Source organism: Sphingopyxis soli (assembly GCF_018682675.1).
In the GTDB taxonomy this organism is placed as follows: domain Bacteria; phylum Pseudomonadota; class Alphaproteobacteria; order Sphingomonadales; family Sphingomonadaceae; genus Sphingopyxis; species Sphingopyxis soli.
The window spans coordinates 85,430-103,466 of the sequence record NZ_JAFMTR010000042.1; the positions used below are offsets into that span (position 1 = coordinate 85,430).

At 65.5% G+C, this 18,037-nt stretch carries 21 protein-coding genes; 16 read left to right on the top strand and 5 right to left on the bottom strand.

All coding sequences use genetic code 11. From position 1 onward, the window contains the following. Window positions 1-42: 42 nt before the first annotated feature. The gene (locus J1N50_RS05975) at window positions 43-480 is read left to right on the top strand and encodes an EF-hand domain-containing protein (RefSeq protein ID WP_215351077.1); all 438 of its coding nucleotides are present in this window, start codon (window positions 43-45) and stop codon (window positions 478-480) included. A gap of 71 nt (window positions 481-551) precedes the next feature. On the opposite strand, the gene rnk is transcribed toward J1N50_RS05975, so the two are convergent. Further along, entirely contained in the window at window positions 552-965 is a 414-nt protein-coding gene (gene rnk / locus J1N50_RS05980; RefSeq protein ID WP_215351080.1) for a nucleoside diphosphate kinase regulator, read from the bottom strand. A 218-nt stretch (window positions 966-1,183) separates the two neighbouring features. Next, window positions 1,184-1,873 (bottom strand): RadC family protein, encoded by a 690-nt coding sequence (gene radC / locus J1N50_RS05985; RefSeq protein WP_215351083.1) that lies wholly within the window; start codon window positions 1,871-1,873, stop codon window positions 1,184-1,186. A gap of 265 nt (window positions 1,874-2,138) precedes the next feature. On the opposite strand from radC, the gene J1N50_RS05990 reads away from it, so the two are divergent. The 8 genes from J1N50_RS05990 to J1N50_RS06025 all read left to right on the top strand — a co-directional run bounded on the left by J1N50_RS05990 (window position 2,139) and on the right by J1N50_RS06025 (window position 8,618). After that, on the top strand, window positions 2,139-5,228 hold the full coding sequence (locus J1N50_RS05990; protein ID WP_246553151.1) for an intermembrane phospholipid transport YdbH family protein: 3,090 nt from the start codon (window positions 2,139-2,141) through the stop codon (window positions 5,226-5,228). Then, window positions 5,225-5,440, top strand: a complete 216-nt coding sequence (locus tag J1N50_RS05995; RefSeq protein ID WP_246553153.1) for a YnbE family lipoprotein — start codon at window positions 5,225-5,227, stop codon at window positions 5,438-5,440. The genes J1N50_RS05990 and J1N50_RS05995 overlap by 4 nt, the downstream gene beginning before the upstream one ends. A gap of 10 nt (window positions 5,441-5,450) precedes the next feature. Then, the gene (locus tag J1N50_RS06000) at window positions 5,451-5,852 is read left to right on the top strand and encodes a YdbL family probable chaperone protein (protein WP_215351087.1); all 402 of its coding nucleotides are present in this window, start codon (window positions 5,451-5,453) and stop codon (window positions 5,850-5,852) included. Window positions 5,853-6,058: 206 nt separating this feature from the next. Further along, entirely contained in the window at window positions 6,059-6,379 is a 321-nt protein-coding gene (locus J1N50_RS06005) for an AtpZ/AtpI family protein (RefSeq protein WP_215351090.1), read from the top strand. Window positions 6,380-6,447: 68 nt separating this feature from the next. Continuing rightward, on the top strand, window positions 6,448-7,233 hold the full coding sequence (locus tag J1N50_RS06010; RefSeq protein WP_204992820.1) for a F0F1 ATP synthase subunit A: 786 nt from the start codon (window positions 6,448-6,450) through the stop codon (window positions 7,231-7,233). A 41-nt stretch (window positions 7,234-7,274) separates the two neighbouring features. Continuing rightward, window positions 7,275-7,502: a F0F1 ATP synthase subunit C gene (locus J1N50_RS06015; protein ID WP_003044110.1), complete on the top strand. Its 228-nt coding sequence runs from the start codon at window positions 7,275-7,277 to the stop codon at window positions 7,500-7,502. An 80-nt stretch (window positions 7,503-7,582) separates the two neighbouring features. Beyond that, entirely contained in the window at window positions 7,583-8,083 is a 501-nt protein-coding gene (locus tag J1N50_RS06020; RefSeq protein WP_215351093.1) for a F0F1 ATP synthase subunit B family protein, read from the top strand. Beyond that, window positions 8,076-8,618 carry a F0F1 ATP synthase subunit B family protein gene (locus J1N50_RS06025; RefSeq protein WP_215351096.1) on the top strand — a complete coding sequence of 181 codons (543 nt, stop codon included), beginning with the start codon at window positions 8,076-8,078 and terminating at the stop codon, window positions 8,616-8,618. The genes J1N50_RS06020 and J1N50_RS06025 overlap by 8 nt, the downstream gene beginning before the upstream one ends. A gap of 52 nt (window positions 8,619-8,670) precedes the next feature. Here J1N50_RS06025 and J1N50_RS06030 read toward each other — a convergent pair whose 3' ends face one another. Both J1N50_RS06030 and J1N50_RS06035 read right to left on the bottom strand, forming a co-directional pair. After that, window positions 8,671-9,321, bottom strand: a complete 651-nt coding sequence (locus J1N50_RS06030; protein WP_215351099.1) for a glutathione S-transferase family protein — start codon at window positions 9,319-9,321, stop codon at window positions 8,671-8,673. Between the two features lie 11 nt (window positions 9,322-9,332). Then, window positions 9,333-10,052: an SDR family oxidoreductase gene (locus J1N50_RS06035; protein WP_215351102.1), complete on the bottom strand. Its 720-nt coding sequence runs from the start codon at window positions 10,050-10,052 to the stop codon at window positions 9,333-9,335. A 70-nt stretch (window positions 10,053-10,122) separates the two neighbouring features. Between J1N50_RS06035 and uvrC the strand changes: the two genes are divergently transcribed. The 7 genes from uvrC to J1N50_RS06070 are packed head-to-tail and all read left to right on the top strand — an operon-like array spanning window position 10,123 to window position 16,710. Further along, window positions 10,123-12,057 carry an excinuclease ABC subunit UvrC gene (uvrC, locus tag J1N50_RS06040; protein ID WP_215351107.1) on the top strand — a complete coding sequence of 645 codons (1,935 nt, stop codon included), beginning with the start codon at window positions 10,123-10,125 and terminating at the stop codon, window positions 12,055-12,057. An 11-nt stretch (window positions 12,058-12,068) separates the two neighbouring features. Beyond that, a complete protein-coding gene (locus J1N50_RS06045) occupies window positions 12,069-12,461 on the top strand; it encodes a PaaI family thioesterase (RefSeq protein WP_215351111.1) in 393 nt (130 codons plus the stop codon). After that, a complete protein-coding gene (gene recO / locus J1N50_RS06050; protein ID WP_215351114.1) occupies window positions 12,449-13,186 on the top strand; it encodes a DNA repair protein RecO in 738 nt (245 codons plus the stop codon). Before J1N50_RS06045 ends, recO begins: the two co-directional genes overlap by 13 nt. A gap of 48 nt (window positions 13,187-13,234) precedes the next feature. Continuing rightward, window positions 13,235-14,281 (top strand): 3-isopropylmalate dehydrogenase, encoded by a 1,047-nt coding sequence (gene leuB / locus J1N50_RS06055; protein ID WP_215351117.1) that lies wholly within the window; start codon window positions 13,235-13,237, stop codon window positions 14,279-14,281. A gap of 16 nt (window positions 14,282-14,297) precedes the next feature. Next, complete coding sequence (locus J1N50_RS06060; RefSeq protein ID WP_215351120.1) at window positions 14,298-15,503, top strand: trans-sulfuration enzyme family protein; 1,206 nt, start codon at window positions 14,298-14,300, stop codon at window positions 15,501-15,503. 17 nt (window positions 15,504-15,520) lie between these two features. Then, a complete protein-coding gene (apaG, locus tag J1N50_RS06065; RefSeq protein WP_215351307.1) occupies window positions 15,521-15,922 on the top strand; it encodes a Co2+/Mg2+ efflux protein ApaG in 402 nt (133 codons plus the stop codon). Then, window positions 15,919-16,710: a LysR substrate-binding domain-containing protein gene (locus J1N50_RS06070; protein ID WP_215351123.1), complete on the top strand. Its 792-nt coding sequence runs from the start codon at window positions 15,919-15,921 to the stop codon at window positions 16,708-16,710. Before apaG ends, J1N50_RS06070 begins: the two co-directional genes overlap by 4 nt. Here the strand turns inward: J1N50_RS06070 and J1N50_RS06075 are convergent, their stop codons facing one another. Continuing rightward, entirely contained in the window at window positions 16,711-18,036 is a 1,326-nt protein-coding gene (locus tag J1N50_RS06075; protein ID WP_215351126.1) for a serine hydrolase, read from the bottom strand. It lies immediately after the preceding gene. Window position 18,037: the final 1 nt, after the last annotated feature.

An 18,037-nucleotide genomic window follows, 5' to 3' on the forward strand; every position in this document is an offset into this window, starting at 1 on the left:
CGATCGCACCCGCTGGTCGGCCGCCGCTACAGGAGAATCATCATGTTGAAGCAAGCCCTTTTGATCGGCGCTGCCGTGGTCAGTTTCCCGGCGCTGGCCCAGAATACGCCCCCTGCCGACCCCACAGCGCCGCCGCCGACCGAGCAGACGGATCCGGCCGCGCCTGCTCCCGATAGCACTCCGCCCGCCGGTGAGGCCGCCAAGCCCGCACCATCGGGCACGGCCGCGACGCCCGCGCAGATAGCGCAGATCGTCGATCGCGAGTTCGCGTCCTATGACGGAGACAAGAGCAGTGACCTCAACCAGTCGGAATTCGCGGCCTGGATGAAGAAGCTGCGCACCGCGACCGAACCGTCGATCGATCCCGAATCGGAGCAGGTCAAGACCTGGATCGGCCAGGCTTGGGCAGCGGCGGATGCCGACAAGTCGGGCGCAGTCAGCAAGGAGGAACTGACCGGTTTCCTGTCGCGCGGCGCCTGATTTTCAGAGCGGTTAGCGATGGAGCGTTGCAGCCGTCGGAGAGATCCGGCGGCTGCTTCGCCCTGGGCAGGTCATGCCGCGCGCGGCGGCTGCAGGACTGCACGGATGGTGAGCGCGCGTTCCTGTCCATCGCGGTCCGGCCAGAGGATCGCGCTGCCGGTACGCAATCCGATCAACCCGGCGCCGACCGGCGTGAGGATGGAAATGCGCCCCGTCGAGATATCGGCATCGGAAGGATAGACGAGGCGCACGCTGCGAACGGCGCCGCTCGCCGCATCGACGAAATCGACCTCGCTGTTCATCGTCACCACGTCGCGCGGGACGTGACGTTCCTTGTGGATTGTCGCGCGGCCGATCTCGCGGAGCAGAAGCTCGCTGACTTGCGGCATGCGCTTTTCGACCCCGATCGCGAGGTCGGTGAGCGCGTCGGCCTCACGATCGATCATGTGGACGGGCGGCTTTCTGACGGCCTTTGCGTTGGTCATGGGGATGCTTTCAGCAGAATGGATGACGGGCGCCCGGAAGGCGTCCCATCTGGAAATCTCGGAATTTTCACCCCGGGCTGCCGGGGCGTGGCGCGCCGGAACCCGGGGCTAGATGCCCGCGAGAAGCTGTCCCCCATGGTGGCGGAAGCGAAGATGGTGCTGCCGAATCTGCATGGCCCGATGATGTGCCGCCCGCGCGGACAAGTAAAGCCTGCTGGCTATAGCAGGCCGAGCCCGCGAAGGCTGCGATGTTCGGCGCCGCCGATGATGATATGATCGTGCAGGACGATTCCGAGCTTGCCCGCGGCCCCCGCAAGCTCGCGCGTGATCGCGATGTCCTGTCGGCTCGGCTCCGGATTGCCGCTCGGATGATTGTGGACCACGATGATCGCCGCCGCGCCGAGCTCGAGGCCGCGCTTCACGACCTCGCGGACATAGATCGCCGACTGGTCGATGGAGCCCTCGCTCGCCACCTCGTCGCGGATCAGCATGTTGCGCGAGTTGAGATAGAGTATGCGTACGCGCTCGATATCGATCGGCCCCATGTCGGCGCGCAGCCAGTCGAGCAGGGCGTCCCAACTGGACAGCAGGGGTTTCTCGCGGAACTCGCCCTTCAGCATCCGCAGGCTCGTCGCCTGGACGATTTTCAGCGCAGCGACGGCGGTGTCGCCCATGCCGCTGACACGGCGAAGCGATTCGGGATCGGCGCTTGCCAGCTGGGCCAGCGAACCGAATTCATGGAGCAGCGCTTTGGCCAGCGGCTTCGTGTCGCGGCGCGGGATCGCGAGCGCGAGCAGATATTCGACCAGCTCGTAATCGGCCATGCTGTCCGGATCGTTCAGCAGACGGGTTCGCAGGCGCGCGCGGTGGCCGCTGTGGTCGGGACGGGGTGCGGGTGCATCGGCCATGGCGCGGGCATAACCAGCTTGTGGGGCGCACTCAACGGACATAAGGTTCGCGGTCTATGGCTACGTCCCGATTATTGCAGCCAATTGCGCCATTCTGGCGTTATCTGGCGGGCAGGGACGGGCCTGTTGGGGCGCATGAGGAAAAGAGCATAAGCGTCGTGACGTCATCCGCCACCATAGCCGCTCCGGTTTTGGCATGACCGCCGGGGAAGCGGCGCCGCGACGGCGGCTGCATATCCGCAGGATTCTTTTCAAGAAGCGCTGGATGACGACGGGCGCCGTCGTCGCGCTTGCGGCGGTGGCGTGGATGGCGCGCGAACCGATCGCCGACAGGATCATTCGCGACCAGTTCGACAGTCGCGGCATTCCTGCCCGTTACACGATCGACAGGATCGGCTTCGGCTCCGAACAATTGTCCCATCTGGTTATCGGCGATCCGGCGCATCCCGACCTGACGGCCACCCGGGTGGAGGTGCGTATCGGCTACGGCTGGTCGGGACCCTATGTGTCGGGCGTCGTCGCCGACGGCGTTCGTCTCTATGGTCGCTTCGTCGACGGGCAATTGTCGCTGGGTTCGCTGGACAAGTTCCGCGACCCGACCGACACCACGCCCTTCGCCTTGCCCGACCTGCGGGTGAGCGTTGCCGATGCCCGCGCGCGGGTCGAAACCCCGTGGGGCAATGTTGGCGCCGTGCTGAACGGCAGCGGCAACCTGCGCCGGGATTTTTCGGGCAAGCTGGCCCTCGTGGCGCCGCGGATCGCCGCCGGCGGCTGTTCGGCGCGTGATGCGAGCTTTTATGGCACGGTCGACGTGCGGAATGTGCGACCGCGGCTCAACGGGCCGTTGCGCGGCGCCTCGCTCAGCTGCGCCGACGGCCGCGTCAGCGCCGTGTCGCCGCAGATCGCGCTCGATGTGTCGCTCTCCGAAGACCTGCGAAGCTGGCGTGGCACGGCGGACGCGAGCATCGCGAAACTTGCGGCAGGGGCGATTGCGGCCGACCGGCTCGGCGTCAACGCCGCGTTCAGCGGCACCACCGACCGGACCACAATCGACGTCGACGCAGCGATGGCCGGGCTTCATGGCGAAGCGTTTGCGGCGCGCGGCGTCACGCTGACCGCGAAGGGCATCGTCGGCAAACAGGCTCCGACGATCGAAGGCCGCGTCCGCTTTTCAAAGGCAAGCGGCAGCGCCGCGCTTCGCCGGTCGATCGTCGATCGCGCCGAAGAATGGTCCGGAAGCCCGGTCGGCCCGCTGGCCAGCCGCGCGGCAAAGGCACTTGCGGCCATGCTCGCCGATACGAGCGGCGAAACGGCCTTCGCATTGAAGGGGGCAGGCGCCGAGGCGCGAATCGACCTGCTGGCGCCAAGGCTGACGAGCGCCAGCGGCGGGCGCTTCATCGGCAGCGAAGGCAGCCGGATCGGCTATCTTTTCGGGGCGCCCAAACCCGCAGTGATCGCAAAAGGGAGCTGGACCTTCGGCGGCGGCGATCTGCCGTCGGGGTTACTGACGCTCGATCGGAGCGCCGACGGGACGGTCAGCGGTCTCGCGCGCTTCGACGCCTATGCGGCCGAAGGCGCCCGGCTTGCGCTCGACCCGGTCCGCTTTTCCGGGAAGCCCGGCGGTCCGTTGCGCTTCGCGACACGGGCGGAGCTTTCGGGGCCGATCGGCGATGGCCGCGTCGACCGGTTGAGCATCCCGCTCGCCGGTGCGCTCGCTCCGACAGGCAATTTTGCGCTCAACCGAGGCTGCACTCGCATCGGCGCCGACCGGGTTGCCCTATCGGGGTTCCGGCTCGACAAGACGATTATGGACCTGTGCAGCCGCCCGGACGCGCCGCTCCTGAGCGCCGGTCGGGGCGGCCTGCGCGGCGCAATCCGCCTTCCGGGAATCAGGCTTCGCGGGGCCAGCGGTTCCTCTCCCGTCGCCTTCGATGCCCGCAGTGCCGAGATCGATCTCGCCACGATGCGCTGGGCGGTCGCACTCGCCGACGTCCGGCTCGGGCAGGGCGACAGCGTGACGCGTTTTGCGGCGCGGCGGATTGCCGGACGGAGCGCGCCACACGGCATGACGGGAGAATTGACCGGAGCGAGCGGGAAAATCGGTGCTGTCCCGCTCGAAATGAGCGAAATCGACGGTCGCTGGCGCTGGGCCGGCGGCGCGCTGACGCTAGACGGCGGGCTGGCGCTTGCCGACGCCGAAGAGGTCGACCGGTTCGAGCCGCTCGTCAGCCGCGACGCCAGTCTGCGGTTCGCTGGCGGCGTGATCGATGCAACCGCGGGTTTCAGCGAACGAAGGACGGGGACGAAGATACTCGACACCGTGATTCGGCACCGACTGGGCGATGGCACCGGCTCGGCCGATCTTCTGGTGCGCGAGCTCCGCTTCGGCGACGGTTTCCAACCCGACCAGCTCACGCATCTGGCGCTGGGTGTCGTTGCGAATGTCCAAGGGGCGGTCGTCGGGGACGGGCATATCGAATGGACCGCCGACGGTGTGAAGAGCCGCGGTACCTTCGCCACGGCGAATACCAATCTGGCGGCCGCCTTCGGTCCCGTCACCGGCCTGACCACAACCCTGACCTTCGACGATCTGCTCGGCCTGAAGACCGCGCCGCGACAAAAGGCGCAGGTGAGGGAGATCAATCCCGGTATTCCCGTAATCGACGGCGAGATCGAATATGAGCTGCTCGGCGACAACCGGGTGCGGATCGAGGGCGGCCGCTGGCCCTTTGCCGGCGGCGAATTGATCCTCCATCCGACGACGCTGAATTTCGCCGCCGACCAGCCGCGGCGGCTGTCGTTCGACGTCGTCGGCGTAGAGGCCGCAGTGTTCCTGCAGAATTTCGGTTTCGACAACATCAACGCGACCGGCAAGTTCGACGGCACGCTGCCCGTCGAATTCGACGGGCTCGGCGGACGGATCGTCGACGGGCGGATCGACGCGCGCGACGGTGGCGGCACGCTTGCCTATGTCGGCGAGCTGTCTAACCACAATCTCGGTACGATCGCGAATTTTGCCTTTGGCGCGCTGCGCAGCCTCAAATATGACGATCTGACGATCACGCTGAACGGAGACCTCGACGGCGAAATGGTGACCGATATCCGTTTTGGCGGTTTGGGGCAGGGCGCGGGGGCAACCCGCAATTTCCTGACCAACCAGATCGCCAAAATCCCTCTCGTGTTCAACGTTAAGGTAACGGGCCCGTTCCGGCAGCTCGTCACCTCCGCCAAGGGACTCTACGATCCCACGGTTTGGATCGAACAGAATCTGACCCAGTTGATCCAGCAACAGGAAGCGGCCACGGCAGGTCAACCGAACCCTGTTCAGCCCCCAGAAAGCGAGCCCGTGCAATGACGATGATCGAAAATGACAAAAGGAGGCCGATGATCGGGCGGCGGTTCGTTGCGATGTTGATGGGAGCGGCGGCGCTTGGCGGCTGTGTCCAGATCGAAACGCCCGACAAGCCGATCGAAATCAACCTCAACATCAACATCAAGCAGGAAATTGTGTACAAGCTTGATGGAGATGCCAAAAAGCTGATTGAGCAGAATAGCGGAATATTCTGACGAGATAGGAATGACGATGCTGAAACTGGGACAACCGGCGGGATGGGCAACGGCGGCATTAGCCGTGACGGCAGCGGTGGCGCTGGCGGTGCCTTCCGCCATGGCGCAGCGCGACCCGGCTTATGAGGCGGCGCGTTCGGCGGGACAGATCGGCGAGCAGCCCGACGGCTATCTGGGCTTTGTCACCAGTCCGACCCCCGCAGTGCGCGACATGGTCAACGACATCAACATCAAGCGCAAGGCGGCCTACACCAGCGGGGCGCCGGCAGGCAGCACGGTCGAGCAATTCGCGTTCGTCACCGGTTGCAACCTGATCGCCAAGACGCGCCCGGGCGAAAAGTACAAGGCGCCCGATGGCCGCTGGCTGACCCGCGACAGCGGCGCGCCGGTGCGGGATTCGCGCTGCCCGTAAGATGATGGATTGCAAGGCGGCCTGCGGGCCGCAGATGCCGCCGCGCCCCTAAACGCGGCGGCATTTTTGCGCGTGACAGCCAAGCATTGACTTAATCGGGCGGCGTTCCTAAACGGACCGCGCCTTAGGGGTCTCCCGAATTTTCGGGCCTTTTTTTGTAGGCAGAGGCGAAGGATTTCGCCTCTGTTTCAGGAGGATGGCGGAGAATGACGGAGAATGTCAGCGATCCGGAACCAGCTTCGGAGGATTCGCGCCTGGTCTCGCTCGAAGAGCGATTGGACCGGGCCGAAGCCGCAGAAGCGAAACGGACCGCGGTGAACGCCGGACCGGAATCCGATGCCAATTACCGGCTCGGCAACCGCGTTCTGGCCGAACTGCTGGGCGGATTGATCGGTGGCGGGCTATTCGGCTGGCTGATCGATCGCTTCGCGGACACGTCGCCCTGGGGTTTGTTGGTGATGCTGTTCCTCGGGATCGTCGTGGCGTTCAGGAACATCATTCGCCTGACATCGACGCCCCGCAAATAGCGGGTCGCAAACGGAAATTTCCGCGGGACGGCCGAATGCGCCGCCCCGCAATGCGCGTGGAGTGAAGAGTGGCGGCGGAATCCGGCAAGATCGACCCGATGCACCAGTTCGAGGTGACCCCGCTCGGCGGCGGTTTCAACCTTGGCGGGCATGAAGTGTTCTTCACCAACAGCGCGCTGTGGATGGTGATCGCGGCGGTCGTTCTGGGCCTCTTCATGTGGGGCGGGATGCGCCGCCAACTGATCCCGGGCCGCTGGCAGGTCGCAGTCGAAAGCTTCACCGGCTTCATCTCGAACATGATGACCGCGAACATCGGAACCGAGGGGCGCAAATATACGCCTTACGTCTTCTCGCTGTTCATGTTCATCCTGTTCTGCAACCTGCTCGGCATGTTGCCGCTCGGGGTGCTCGGCGTGCATCCCTTCACGGTAACGAGTCACATCGCGATCACCGGCGTTCTGGCGCTGTTGTCCTTCTCGATCGTCCTCGTCGTCGGCTTCTGGCGCCATGGCCTGCACTTCTTCTCGCTGTTCGTGCCGCACGGTACGCCGCTGCCGATGATTCCCTTCATCGCGGTGATCGAGTTCATCTCCTTCATGATCCGTCCGTTCAGCCTCGGCCTGCGTCTTTTCGTCGCGATGACCGCGGGCCACGTGCTGCTGAAGGTGCTGTCGGGCTTCGTGATCAACGGTTTCAACGCTGACAATCTGGTGATCGGTTCGGTCGTGTCGGTGCTCAGCTTCACCCTGATGATCGGCATCAGCGCGCTCGAACTGCTCGTCGCCGGCATCCAGGCCTATGTTTTCGCCCTGTTGACCTCGCTGTACATCAACGACGCGGTCAACCTTCACTAATTTCGTTTATCAACAAACGCTTACACCCAAGGAGTAGTAAAATGGACGCAGAAGCAGCAAAGCTGATCGGTGCAGGTCTCGCCGCTATCGGTGCCGGCATGGCCGCCATCGGCGTGGGTAACGTCTTCGGCAGCTTCCTCGAAAGCGCACTGCGCAACCCCGCGGCGGCCGACGGCCAGCAGGGCCGCCTGTTCATCGGCTTCGCCGCTGCCGAACTTCTCGGCCTGCTGGCGTTCGTCGTCGCGATGATCCTGCTGTTCGTCGTCTGATTTCGACGATCGGGTGATGCCGGCTCTTCGGGGTCGGCGTCTCCATCTTGCAGGTTTTCAAATTCTAAGGTTCGCCTTCCATGCCCCAGATAGCCCAGCTCACCGCTGACAATTGGTATCTTGCCTCGCAGCTCTTCTGGCTGCTGGTCGTGTTTGCCGGCATTTATGCCGTGATCGGCCGTGGCATGCTGCCCAAGATCGAAGCGACGGTTGACGCGCGCGACCGCAAGGTTGCCGACGATCTGGCGGCGGCGAAGGCGGCCCATGCCGCTGCCGACGCGCTGGAAGAAACCTATCGCCAGCAAAGCGACGCCAGCCGCGCCGCGGCGCAGAAGGCGGTTGCCGACGCGAAGGACAAGGCGGCGAAGGACGCCGAAAAGCGCCTCGCGAAAATCGACGCCGAGCTTGGCGAGAAGCTCTCGGCAGCCGAAACCGAGGTCGCCGCTGCCCGCACGTCGGCGATGGCGGAAATCGAATCGGTCGCGGCCGAAGCAGCAAGCGACCTCGTCGCCAAGCTGTCGGGTACGAAGGTCGCGGCGGCGGATGCCAAGGCGGCAGTGAAGGCGGTGCTTCATGGCTAATTTCAGTCTCATCCTGTCCGAAGCCGCAGGCGAAGCACACGCCGATCCGACGGCGTTCGGGCTGGACGCGACCGTCTGGGTTTCGATCGCGATGCTCGTATTCCTGGGCATCCTTGTCTGGAAGAAGGTGCCTGCCGCGCTCGGCGCCATGCTCGACGGCAAGATCGCCGAGATTTCCAAGCAGCTGAAGGAAGCCGAACAGCTCCGCCTCGACGCGGAGTCGCTGAAGGCCGAATATGAAGCCAAGCTCGCCCGCGCGGCGAAGGAAGCCGACGAAATGCGCGCCCGCGCGGACGCCGAAGCCGAAGCGCTGGTCGCCAAGGCGAAGGAAGACGCGACTGCGCTGATCGCGCGCCGCAAGCAGATGGCCGAAGACCGTATCGCCGCGGCCGAAGCCAATGCCCTCGCCGAAGTTCGCACCGCAGCCGCAAAGGCAGCGACCGACGCAGCGGCGAAGCTGATCGCGGACAAGCATGATGCGAAGGCCGATAAGGCGCTGATCGACGACGCGATCGCGGCGGTCGCGAAGGGCTGAGCCTCTCGATATCGCAGAGACAAGGCGCCCGCGGATTTCCGCGGGCGTTTTCTTATACCTGTCGTGCGGCCACTTCGGCGGCCCATGCTTTGGTTCCCGGGCAACCGTCCATCGCGCGCGCATAAGCTTTCCGCGCCGTGGTACGGGCCACATAGGCCTTTTCGGGGTCCGAGAGCGTGAAGCAGCCGGTACGCTGAGCGAATTCGAGGGCGTAGGTGATCGAAATATCGGCGGCGGTGAAGCTGTCGCCCGCGATATAGGCCGATCGCGCGAGCTGGCGCCGCACCAGATCGAGGCGACTCTCGAACGTTCCCAGCGCCCAGCCAGTGGTCCAGTTCGTCTTCTCGGCCTCCGGGGCCAGGATATTGGTCGCGACGATGGCGTTGATCGCACCGGCCAAACCCGCTTCGCCCATCACAAGAAATTGCAGATAGGCCGGATAATCGGGATCGGACGGGGCCGGCGCGAGTGGCGACGGCCCATGCCGCGCGAGCAGATACTCCATAATGGCGATGGATTCGACCATCACCGTGTCGCCGTCGACGATTGCCGGAATGAATCCGGCGGGATTGATCGCCAGGAACTCGGCGTCATTCTCGATGCCGGAGAGCAGGTCGACCTGTCGCACGCGATAGGGAAGGCCCATTTCCTCGAGGAGCCAGACGACCCGAAACCCCCGGCCTTCGCCATAGACAGTGATCATATCTTATGTCCTCAGAACCGGATCATGATCCGCCGGGCCAGCGCCGGTGAGACGCTGTGGACCAGTTGTAATATCTTCACCATCCCGGCGTTGACCTCGCTTTTGCCGGTGCGAATGCCGTGGACGATCTCGGCGGCGCAGTCGGCGGCGCTCATCTTCTTGCCGCTGCGCCCCGCGGTCATGTTGGTTTCGACGACGGGCGGCAGGGCCTCGATCACGCGGACATTGCTGTCCTTCAGCAGGTGCCGGATCGCCTGTGTGTAGCTGCGCAGCCCCGCCTTGGTCGCGCAATAGATCGAACCGCCCGCGCGCGGCGCGATCGCCAGACCCGACGTGACGTTGACGATCGCCGCTTCGGGCTGCGCACGCAATATTGGCAGCAACCGGGTGCAGAGCGCGATCGGTGCATCGAGGTTGGTGCGGATACAGTGCGCGGCGCTGTCGAGCGTGTCGGGCCGGTCGAGCTCATAGTCGCTGCCGACCCCGGCGTTGTTGACGAGGACCGCCAGCGACTTGCCCGCCACGCCGTCGACGGCCGCATCGACGCCTTCCGTAGTCGACAGATCGCCCGCGATCGTCCCGAAGCCGAGCGACGCCATCGCCTGCAATTTCGCGGCCGAGCGCCCGGTGACGATCACCTCGGCCCCCGCCCCCTGCAATTGCAGCGCGATCTCGCGCCCGATCCCGTCGCTGCCGCCTGTAACCAAAGCGATTTTGCCGCGAACATCCATTTGCCCCTCCCGCGCTGTTTTACCTTGGACACTATGGCGGGTCGCATCGTCCTCGCCTACATGCAAAATCATGGTTCGCCCGAACGCTCCCGACCGATTCAACGAAGAGAAATCCGCCTATGTCGTCCGCGGCGACGGCGAGGGGGCCGACAAGCCCGACCTCGAACGCGGCGCCGAGGTGATCCGCGGCGTCGTGCGTAAGCTGCCGGTCCGTCCCGGCGTGTATCGGATGCTCGATGCGCGCGGCGAGGTGCTGTACGTCGGCAAGGCGCGCGCGCTCAAGAACCGCGTCACCAACTATACGCAGGTCGCGCGGCTACCGCAGCGGCTTCAGCGCATGGTGGCGCAGACGCGCGCGATGGAGATCGTCACCACCAACAGCGAGGCCGAGGCGCTGCTGCTCGAGGCGCAGCTGATCAAACGCTATCGCCCGCCGTACAACGTTTTGCTCCGCGACGACAAAAGCTTCCCCTTCATCCTGCTCCGCACCGACCATGATTTCCCGCGCGTCCAGAAGCATCGCGGCGCGCGGCGGGCCAAGGGGCGCTATTACGGCCCGTTTGCGAGCGCCGGATCGGTCGGGCGCACGCTCAACGCGCTCCAGAAGACCTTCCTGCTGCGAAGCTGTACCGACAGCTTCTTTGCGAACCGGTCGCGCCCCTGCCTGCTCTACCAGATCCGCCGCTGCTCGGCGCCGTGCGTCGATCGCATCTCCAAAGAGGATTATGCCGGGCTGGTGAGCGACGCCCAGGATTTCCTCGAAGGCCGCTCGACCGCGGTGCAAAAGCGGCTTGGCGATGCCATGACCAAGGCGGCCGAGGCGATGGATTTCGAGCAGGCGGCGGTGCTTCGCGACCGGCTGAAGGCGCTGACTTTCATTCAGGGAACGCAGTCGGTCCACGCCGACGGATTGGGAGACGCGGACGTCTTTGCGCTCGCGGCGAAGGGCGGACAGCTTTGCATCGCGGGCTTCTTTATCCGCGGCGGCCAGAATTGGGGGCATCGCAGTTTCTTCCCTGCGCACATCGCGAGTGTGCCGGAGAGCGAGGTGCTCGAAAGCTTTTTGATGCAATTCTATGAAGGCGTGCCGCCGCCGAAGCTGATCCTCGTCGATCGTGAACCCGACGAGGCAGATCTGCTGGCCGAGGCGCTCGGTGAAATCGCCGGCCGCAAGGTCGAGATCAGCGTACCGCAGCGCGGCAACCGCAAGCGGCTGCTCGAACAGGCTGTGCGCAACGCGGGCGAGGAACTCGACCGGCGGCTTGCCGAAAGCAGCACGCAGGCGAAGCTGGGGCGCGAGCTGGCAGAGCTGTTCGACCTCGACGAGCCCCCGCAGCGCATCGAAATCTATGACAACAGCCATATCCAGGGCACCAACGCGCTCGGCGCGATGGTCGTCGCGGGGCCGGAGGGCTGGATCAAGGGCGCGTACCGCAAGTTCAACATCAAGCGCGCGGAGACGCAGCCGGGCGACGATTTCGCGATGATGCGCGAGGTGTTCCAGCGCCGCTTCGCGCGGGCGATCGAGGAAGACCCCGAACGTTCCAAGGGCGAATGGCCCGATCTGGTGCTGATCGACGGCGGCAAGGGGCAGGTGTCGGCGGCGGGGTCGGTCCTCGCGGAGCTTGGCATCGACGACCTGCCTTATGTCGGGGTGGCCAAGGGGCCGGACCGCAATGCCGGGCGCGAGACCTTCTATTTGCCCGATGGGCGCGAATTCACCTTGCCGACGAACAATGCCGTGCTTTTCTATATCCAGCGGCTGCGCGACGAGGCGCACCGCTTCGCGATCGGCGCGCACCGCCAGAAGCGGGCGAAGGCGATGGGCAGTTCGCCGCTCGACGAGGTGCCGGGCATCGGCCCGGCGCGCAAGAAGGCGCTGCTGATGCACTTCGGCACCACGCGCGCGATCCGCAGCGCGAGTCTGGAGGATCTGCAGAAGGCGCCGGGCGTGAGCGCCGGCGTCGCGCAGGCGGTCTATGATTTTTATAATCCGGGAAGTTGAGGGAGAGAGGCATGGATTTCGCCGCAACGATGCCGCTCGCGGGAACGCTGGGCGTCTCGATCCACGAAGGCAGCAAGGACCGGGTCGCGGGCAAACTCCCGGTGAGGCCGGAGATCTGCACCGCAGGCAACATCGTCCACGGCGGCGCGATCATGGCCTTCGCGGACTGCCTCGGTGCGGTCGGGGCGTTCCTGACCCTGCCCGAGGGTGCCACGGGGACGACGACGATCGAGAGCAAGACCAATTTTCTCGGCGGTGGTCCGGTTGGCGCGGTCCTCGTCGGCGAGGCAATCCCGGTAAAGATCGGCAAGCGCCTGTCGGTCTGGCAGACCCGCATCCGAACCGAAGAAGGCGCCGAGGTTGCGCTGGTGACGCAAACGCAGATGGTGCTTTGGCCAGCCTGACCGCCGATGCGATCGTCTGCGCGGTGCGCGCGCATGGCGAGCATGGCGCGATCCTGCGCGCGCTGACGCAGGAGGCGGGGCTCGTTGCCGGTTATGTCCGCGGCGGGCGGTCGCGGCGGCTTCGACCGATCCTGATACCGGGCAATCTCGTTGCGCTCGATCTTCGCGCGCGAACCGAGGAACAGCTTGGCGGTGCGACGGTTGAACTGCTGCAGAGCCGTGCGCCCCTGCTGGCCGAACCGCTGGCGGCGGCGTCGATCGATTGGGCGACGAGCCTGACCGCCGCGACGCTGCCCGAAAGCCAGCCCTATCCCGTGCTCCATGCGGCGCTTTCCGCGCTTCTCGATGCAATCGGCGTGGCGTCGTCGGCCCGCCAATGGGCGGCCGCCTTGGCGCGGTACGAGCTGTTGCTGCTCGCCGAACTCGGCTTTGGCCTCGACCTTGAACAATGCGTGGTGACGGGCGCGCTCGACGACCTCGCCTTCGTAAGCCCCAAGTCGGGCGGGGCGGTCAGCGTCGGCGCGGCGCAAGGCTATGAAGGGCGACTTTTTCGACTGCCACGCTTCCTGCGCGGCGTCGACGCCAGCCCTTCGATGGCCGATGTGCTCGACGCGCTGACCATCACAGGCCATTTCCTCGCCCGCGACGTCCTCGACGGGCGCAACCGTGACTTGCTGACCGTAAGAGAAAGATTGGTCGACCGGCTGGGCAGGGCGGTTGCGTGAGGCGTCGCCGCTGTCTAAGCGGCTGGCGGGACACGAAAGGGCGAAGCATTGAAAATCCTGCTGTTGGCCGGCGACGGTATCGGCCCGGAAATCATGGCGGAAGCCGAGAAGGTGATCGCGGCGCTTGCCCTGCCGGTGATGCTCGATCGCGCGCTTGTCGGGGGCGCTGCTTATCAAGCGGTCGGCCATCCGCTGCCGCGCGAAACGCTGGCGAAGGCGAAAGCTGCCGACGCGATTCTCTTCGGCGCCGTCGGCGATCCGCGCTTCGACGCTGTGGAACGCCACCTGCGCCCCGAACAGGCGATCCTGGGACTGCGGTCGGAGCTTGGGCTGTTTGCCAACCTTCGCCCCGCGAAACTGTTCCCGGGGCTGGAGGGCAGTTCGGCGCTGCGTCCCGAAATCGCCTCGGCGATCGACCTGCTGATCGTTCGCGAGCTCAACGGCGACGTCTATTTCGGCGAGAAGGGCACGCGCAAGACGGCAAGCGGCGAGCGCGAAGGCTATGACGTCATGTCGTACAGCGAGAGCGAAGTACGGCGCATCGCGCATGTCGCCTTCCGTGCGGCGCAAGGACGCCGCAAGCGCCTGTGCTCGGTCGACAAGGCAAATGTGCTCGAAACCTCGCAGCTGTGGCGCGACGTCGTGATCGAAGTCGCGGAGGACTATCCCGACGTCGAGCTCAGCCATATGTATGTCGACAATGCCGCGATGCAGCTGGTGCGCAATCCCGGCCAGTTCGATGTGGTCGTGACCGGCAATCTGTTCGGCGACATTCTGTCGGATCAGGCGTCGATGTGCGTGGGGTCGATCGGGCTGCTCGCATCGGCGTCGCTTGGTGAAGGAACGAGGGGGCTTTACGAGCCGATCCACGGCAGCGCGCCCGACATCGCGGGGAAGGGGATCGCCAACCCGCTGGCGATGATCCTGTCGCTCGCAATGCTGCTCCGCCATTCGGGCGACGACGAAGCCAATGCCGCACGGATCGAGTCCGCGGTGGCGAGGGTGCTTGCCGACGGCTGCCGCGGCGCCGATCTGGGCGGCAATATGGGCACCGCGGCCCTGGGTGACGCGGTCGTTGCCGCGCTGACGAACTAGTTTTACGGACGAGGACATGAAAAAGACCACGGGTTTCGATCGCAGCAAGACAAGGAACTGGCATCCGGCAACGCAGGCCGTGCGCGGCGGCACCTGGCGCAGCGAACATGGCGAGACGTCGGAGGCGCTCTTCCTGACGTCCGGCTACACTTATGACAGCGCCGAAGAGGTCGCGGCGCGCTTTGCCGGCGAAGCGCCGGGCATGACCTATTCGCGGCTGCAGAACCCGACCGTTGCGATGCTCGAGGAACGGATCGCGCTGATGGAGGGCGCCGAGGCGTGTCGTGCGCAGGCGACGGGGATGGCGGCGATGACGACGGCACTGCTGTGCCAATTGTCCGCGGGCGACCATATCGTCGCCGGCAAGGCCGCGTTCGGATCGTGCCGCTGGCTGGTCGACAGCCTGTGCCCGCGCTTCGGGATCGAGACGACCGTCGTCGACGGCCGCGACAATGATGCGTGGGAAAAGGCGATCAGACCGAACACCAAGGTCTTCTTTTTCGAGACTCCGGCCAATCCGACGATGGATATCGTCGACATGAAGCATGTCTGCGCGCTCGCGAAGGCGCATGGCATCACGACCGTTGTCGACAATGCGTTCGCCACTGCCGTGCTCCAGCGGCCGCTCGAGTTCGGCGCCGACGTCGTCGCTTACTCGGCGACCAAGTTGATGGACGGGCAGGGCCGTGTTCTCGCCGGCGCCGTTTGCGGGAGCGAGAAGTTCATCAACGATGTGCTGCTGCCGTTCCAGCGCAACACCGGGCCGAACCTGTCGCCGTTCAACGCGTGGGTGGTGCTGAAAGGACTCGAGACGCTCGATCTTCGCGCCCGGCGCCAATCGGAAAACGCGCTCGCGGTCGGCAAGTTCGTCGAGAGCCGCGTTCCGCGCATCCTGCACCCCGGCCTGGCCAGCCACCCGCAGCATAATCTGGCGATGAGCCAGATGGAGGCGTGCGGCCCGATCTTCTCGTTCGTCCTTGAAGACCGCGCGCAGGCCATGGCGATGCTCGACGCGCTCGAACTCGTCGATATCAGTAACAATATCGGCGACGCGGTCAGCCTTTGCTGCCATCCCGCATCGACCACCCACTATAGCGTCAGCGCCGAAGCACGCGCGGACATGGGCGTCGTCGAGGGAATGCTGCGCATCAACATCGGCCTCGAAGATCCGCGCGATGTGATCGCCGATCTGGACCAGGCATTGACCAAGGTCGGGCTTTAGGCGACTTTGTGATGGAGATGATCGACTCCTTCTTCCCTTTCTCGGCCACCACGGGGCCGATCACCGTGCGGGTGTCGGTCAGCTATCTGCCCGAGCAGTCGCACCCGGCGCTCAGTCGCTGGTTCTGGGCCTATCATGTCCGGATCGAGAATCATGGCGAGGTGGCCGCCCAACTGCTCACCCGTCACTGGCGGATCAGCGACGGGCGCGGCCAGATCAGCGAGGTCGAGGGGGAGGGCGTCGTCGGTGAACAGCCGCTGATCCTGCCCGGCGGCGCGTTCGACTATGTTTCCGGTTGTCCGCTGCCGACCCCCGATGGGTCGATGGTCGGCAGCTATACGATGGAGATGGGCGACGAATCGCAGATGCTCGTTGCCATTCCGCACTTTCCGCTCGTGGCGCCTGCGACCGCGTCGTGAAGCGCACCCACCTGCCACTCAACGCGCTTCGCGTTTTCGACGCCGCTGCCCGGCATCTGAGCTTCACCCGCGCCGCCGACGAGCTTGCCGTGACTCCTGCGGCCGTCGGCCAGCAGATCAGAGCGCTCGAGGATATGCTTGGCGTGGTGCTGTTCCGCCGCACGCCGAAGGGGCTCGAGCTGACGGGTGAGGCGAATGCCGGCCTCGACGCGCTGCGCCAGGGCTTCCTGCAGTTCGAGGAATCGGTGCGCGCCATGCAGGCCGGACAATCGTCGCAGTCGCTGACGATTGCGGCGCCGCGCGACCTCACCGCAAAATGGCTTGCGCCCCGGCTCGCGCGCTACAGCCAGCAGGCACCCGATGTGCGCTTCACGCTCGTGTCGGCCGATGGCGGAATCGATTTCACCGAAGCCAACCTCGACCTTGCAATCTTCTGGACCGACGGGGCCGGCGACCATGAGGGCGTGCCGCTCGCCGACGCGTTGATGGTGACTGTCGCCGGGCCCGGCAGCGACAGCGACACGCGCATCGCCTGGCCCGGATGCCCGGTCGACGAGGGCGAGCCGGCGTTGCGCCTCGGCGATGCGGGGCTTGCGATCGACGCGGCAGCCAACGGTCTGGGTTATGCCAACGTCCCGGCGATGCTGGCCGAGGGCGATATCGCGGCTGGCCGCGTCCGGCTGGTGCGCGAAGCCTTTGCGGTCAAGCGCGGCTATTGGCTCGTCGCCCCGACCCCGCAGTGGCGCCAGACCAAGGTCAAGGCGCTCGTCGCCGCGCTGACGTCCTGATCATTTGGCGGCGAGCGCCAGCAGGCGCGTCACCAGTCCGACCAGCCGGTCGGTTTCGACATTGGCCTCCGGATTGTTCCAGCTGGCGGTCACGACGAGCCATTTGCCGTCCGACTTGCGCTGGCCGAGCAGGCTCATCGACAACACGCCGTTTTCGGATCCGCCCTTGTAGCCGAGGTAGCGCCACGGCTCTGCCGCGACCGGCCCGACGCCGTTGTTGATCGCCATCGCCGCCATCACCGGCGCCGAATTGCGCCGGCGCAGATCGGCCATCAGCCGCGCGATGTCGCGCGGCGAAGCGAACCATTCCAGTTCGCCGATGAATCGCGGCCCCGCCGTAAAGCTGACGCCGTCGACATTGGCGAGGGTCAGCCGGTCCGCATTGGCATCGATCAGCCTGCGCTGCGCCTTGTCGTCCGCGCCGATGAAGGCTGCACGTTCGACAGCGAAATTATTGCCCTTGAGCGCAAAGGCCTCGACGGTCGAGAGGAAGGGGATATTGCGCGAGGGTTCGCTGTGCCCCGCCGCTCGCATCCGCGCCTCTATCGCGTCGCGGCCGAGAAGATGGAGCAAGGTATCCGCCGCGCCATTGTCGCTCACCGAAATCATCCAGTTCGCCAGCGTCTGCAGCGTGACGGGCGCGTCCTTCGGCCAGTTCGCCGTGGCGACCGAGGAGAAGCTGGGATGCGAGAGGGGGACGACGTCGCTCCAGCGCCGCTTGCCCGTCGCGATCTGGGCGGCAAGCTCATTCAGGATATAGAGTTTGAAGGTCGAACCGACCGCATATTGCCGGTCGGCGTTCGCGCTCGCGATTGTCCGGATGGCATCGCCGTCGATTTCGGCGACCAGAAAGCCCGTGGCGCCCGGCAGGCCCGCAAGATCGGCGGCAATGCGATGGAAGTTGTCACCGTCGACCGCAAAGCCCGTAATCAGCAGGCCGGTAACGCGCTCGTCGGCGCTCGCCCCGACATCGAGCCTGACTGTCGCCGTCCCCTTCTCGAACCGAAGCTGGAGCGTTCCCGAGCGGCCGTCCGCCGATTGCACGGACTCGACGCTTAGGGCGCGCCCATATTGCGCGATGAGGCTCCCGGTGATCGCTGCGAACCGGGACTGTGGAACCTCGGCCCGGAACGCGGGTGCAAAATAGTCGTCATATGCCATGTTGCCGGCGACAACATCGGGCAATTGCGCGGCCCGGCGCTCGAACGCGGTGGTCGTCGGAGCGGTCTGCTCAGCCGCAGTCTGCGCCGATGTTGACAGCGGCAACAGCGCGCAAGCCAGCGCCGCCGTCGCAAGGGAAAGGCGGCGATGCAGCGACGCGCGCATT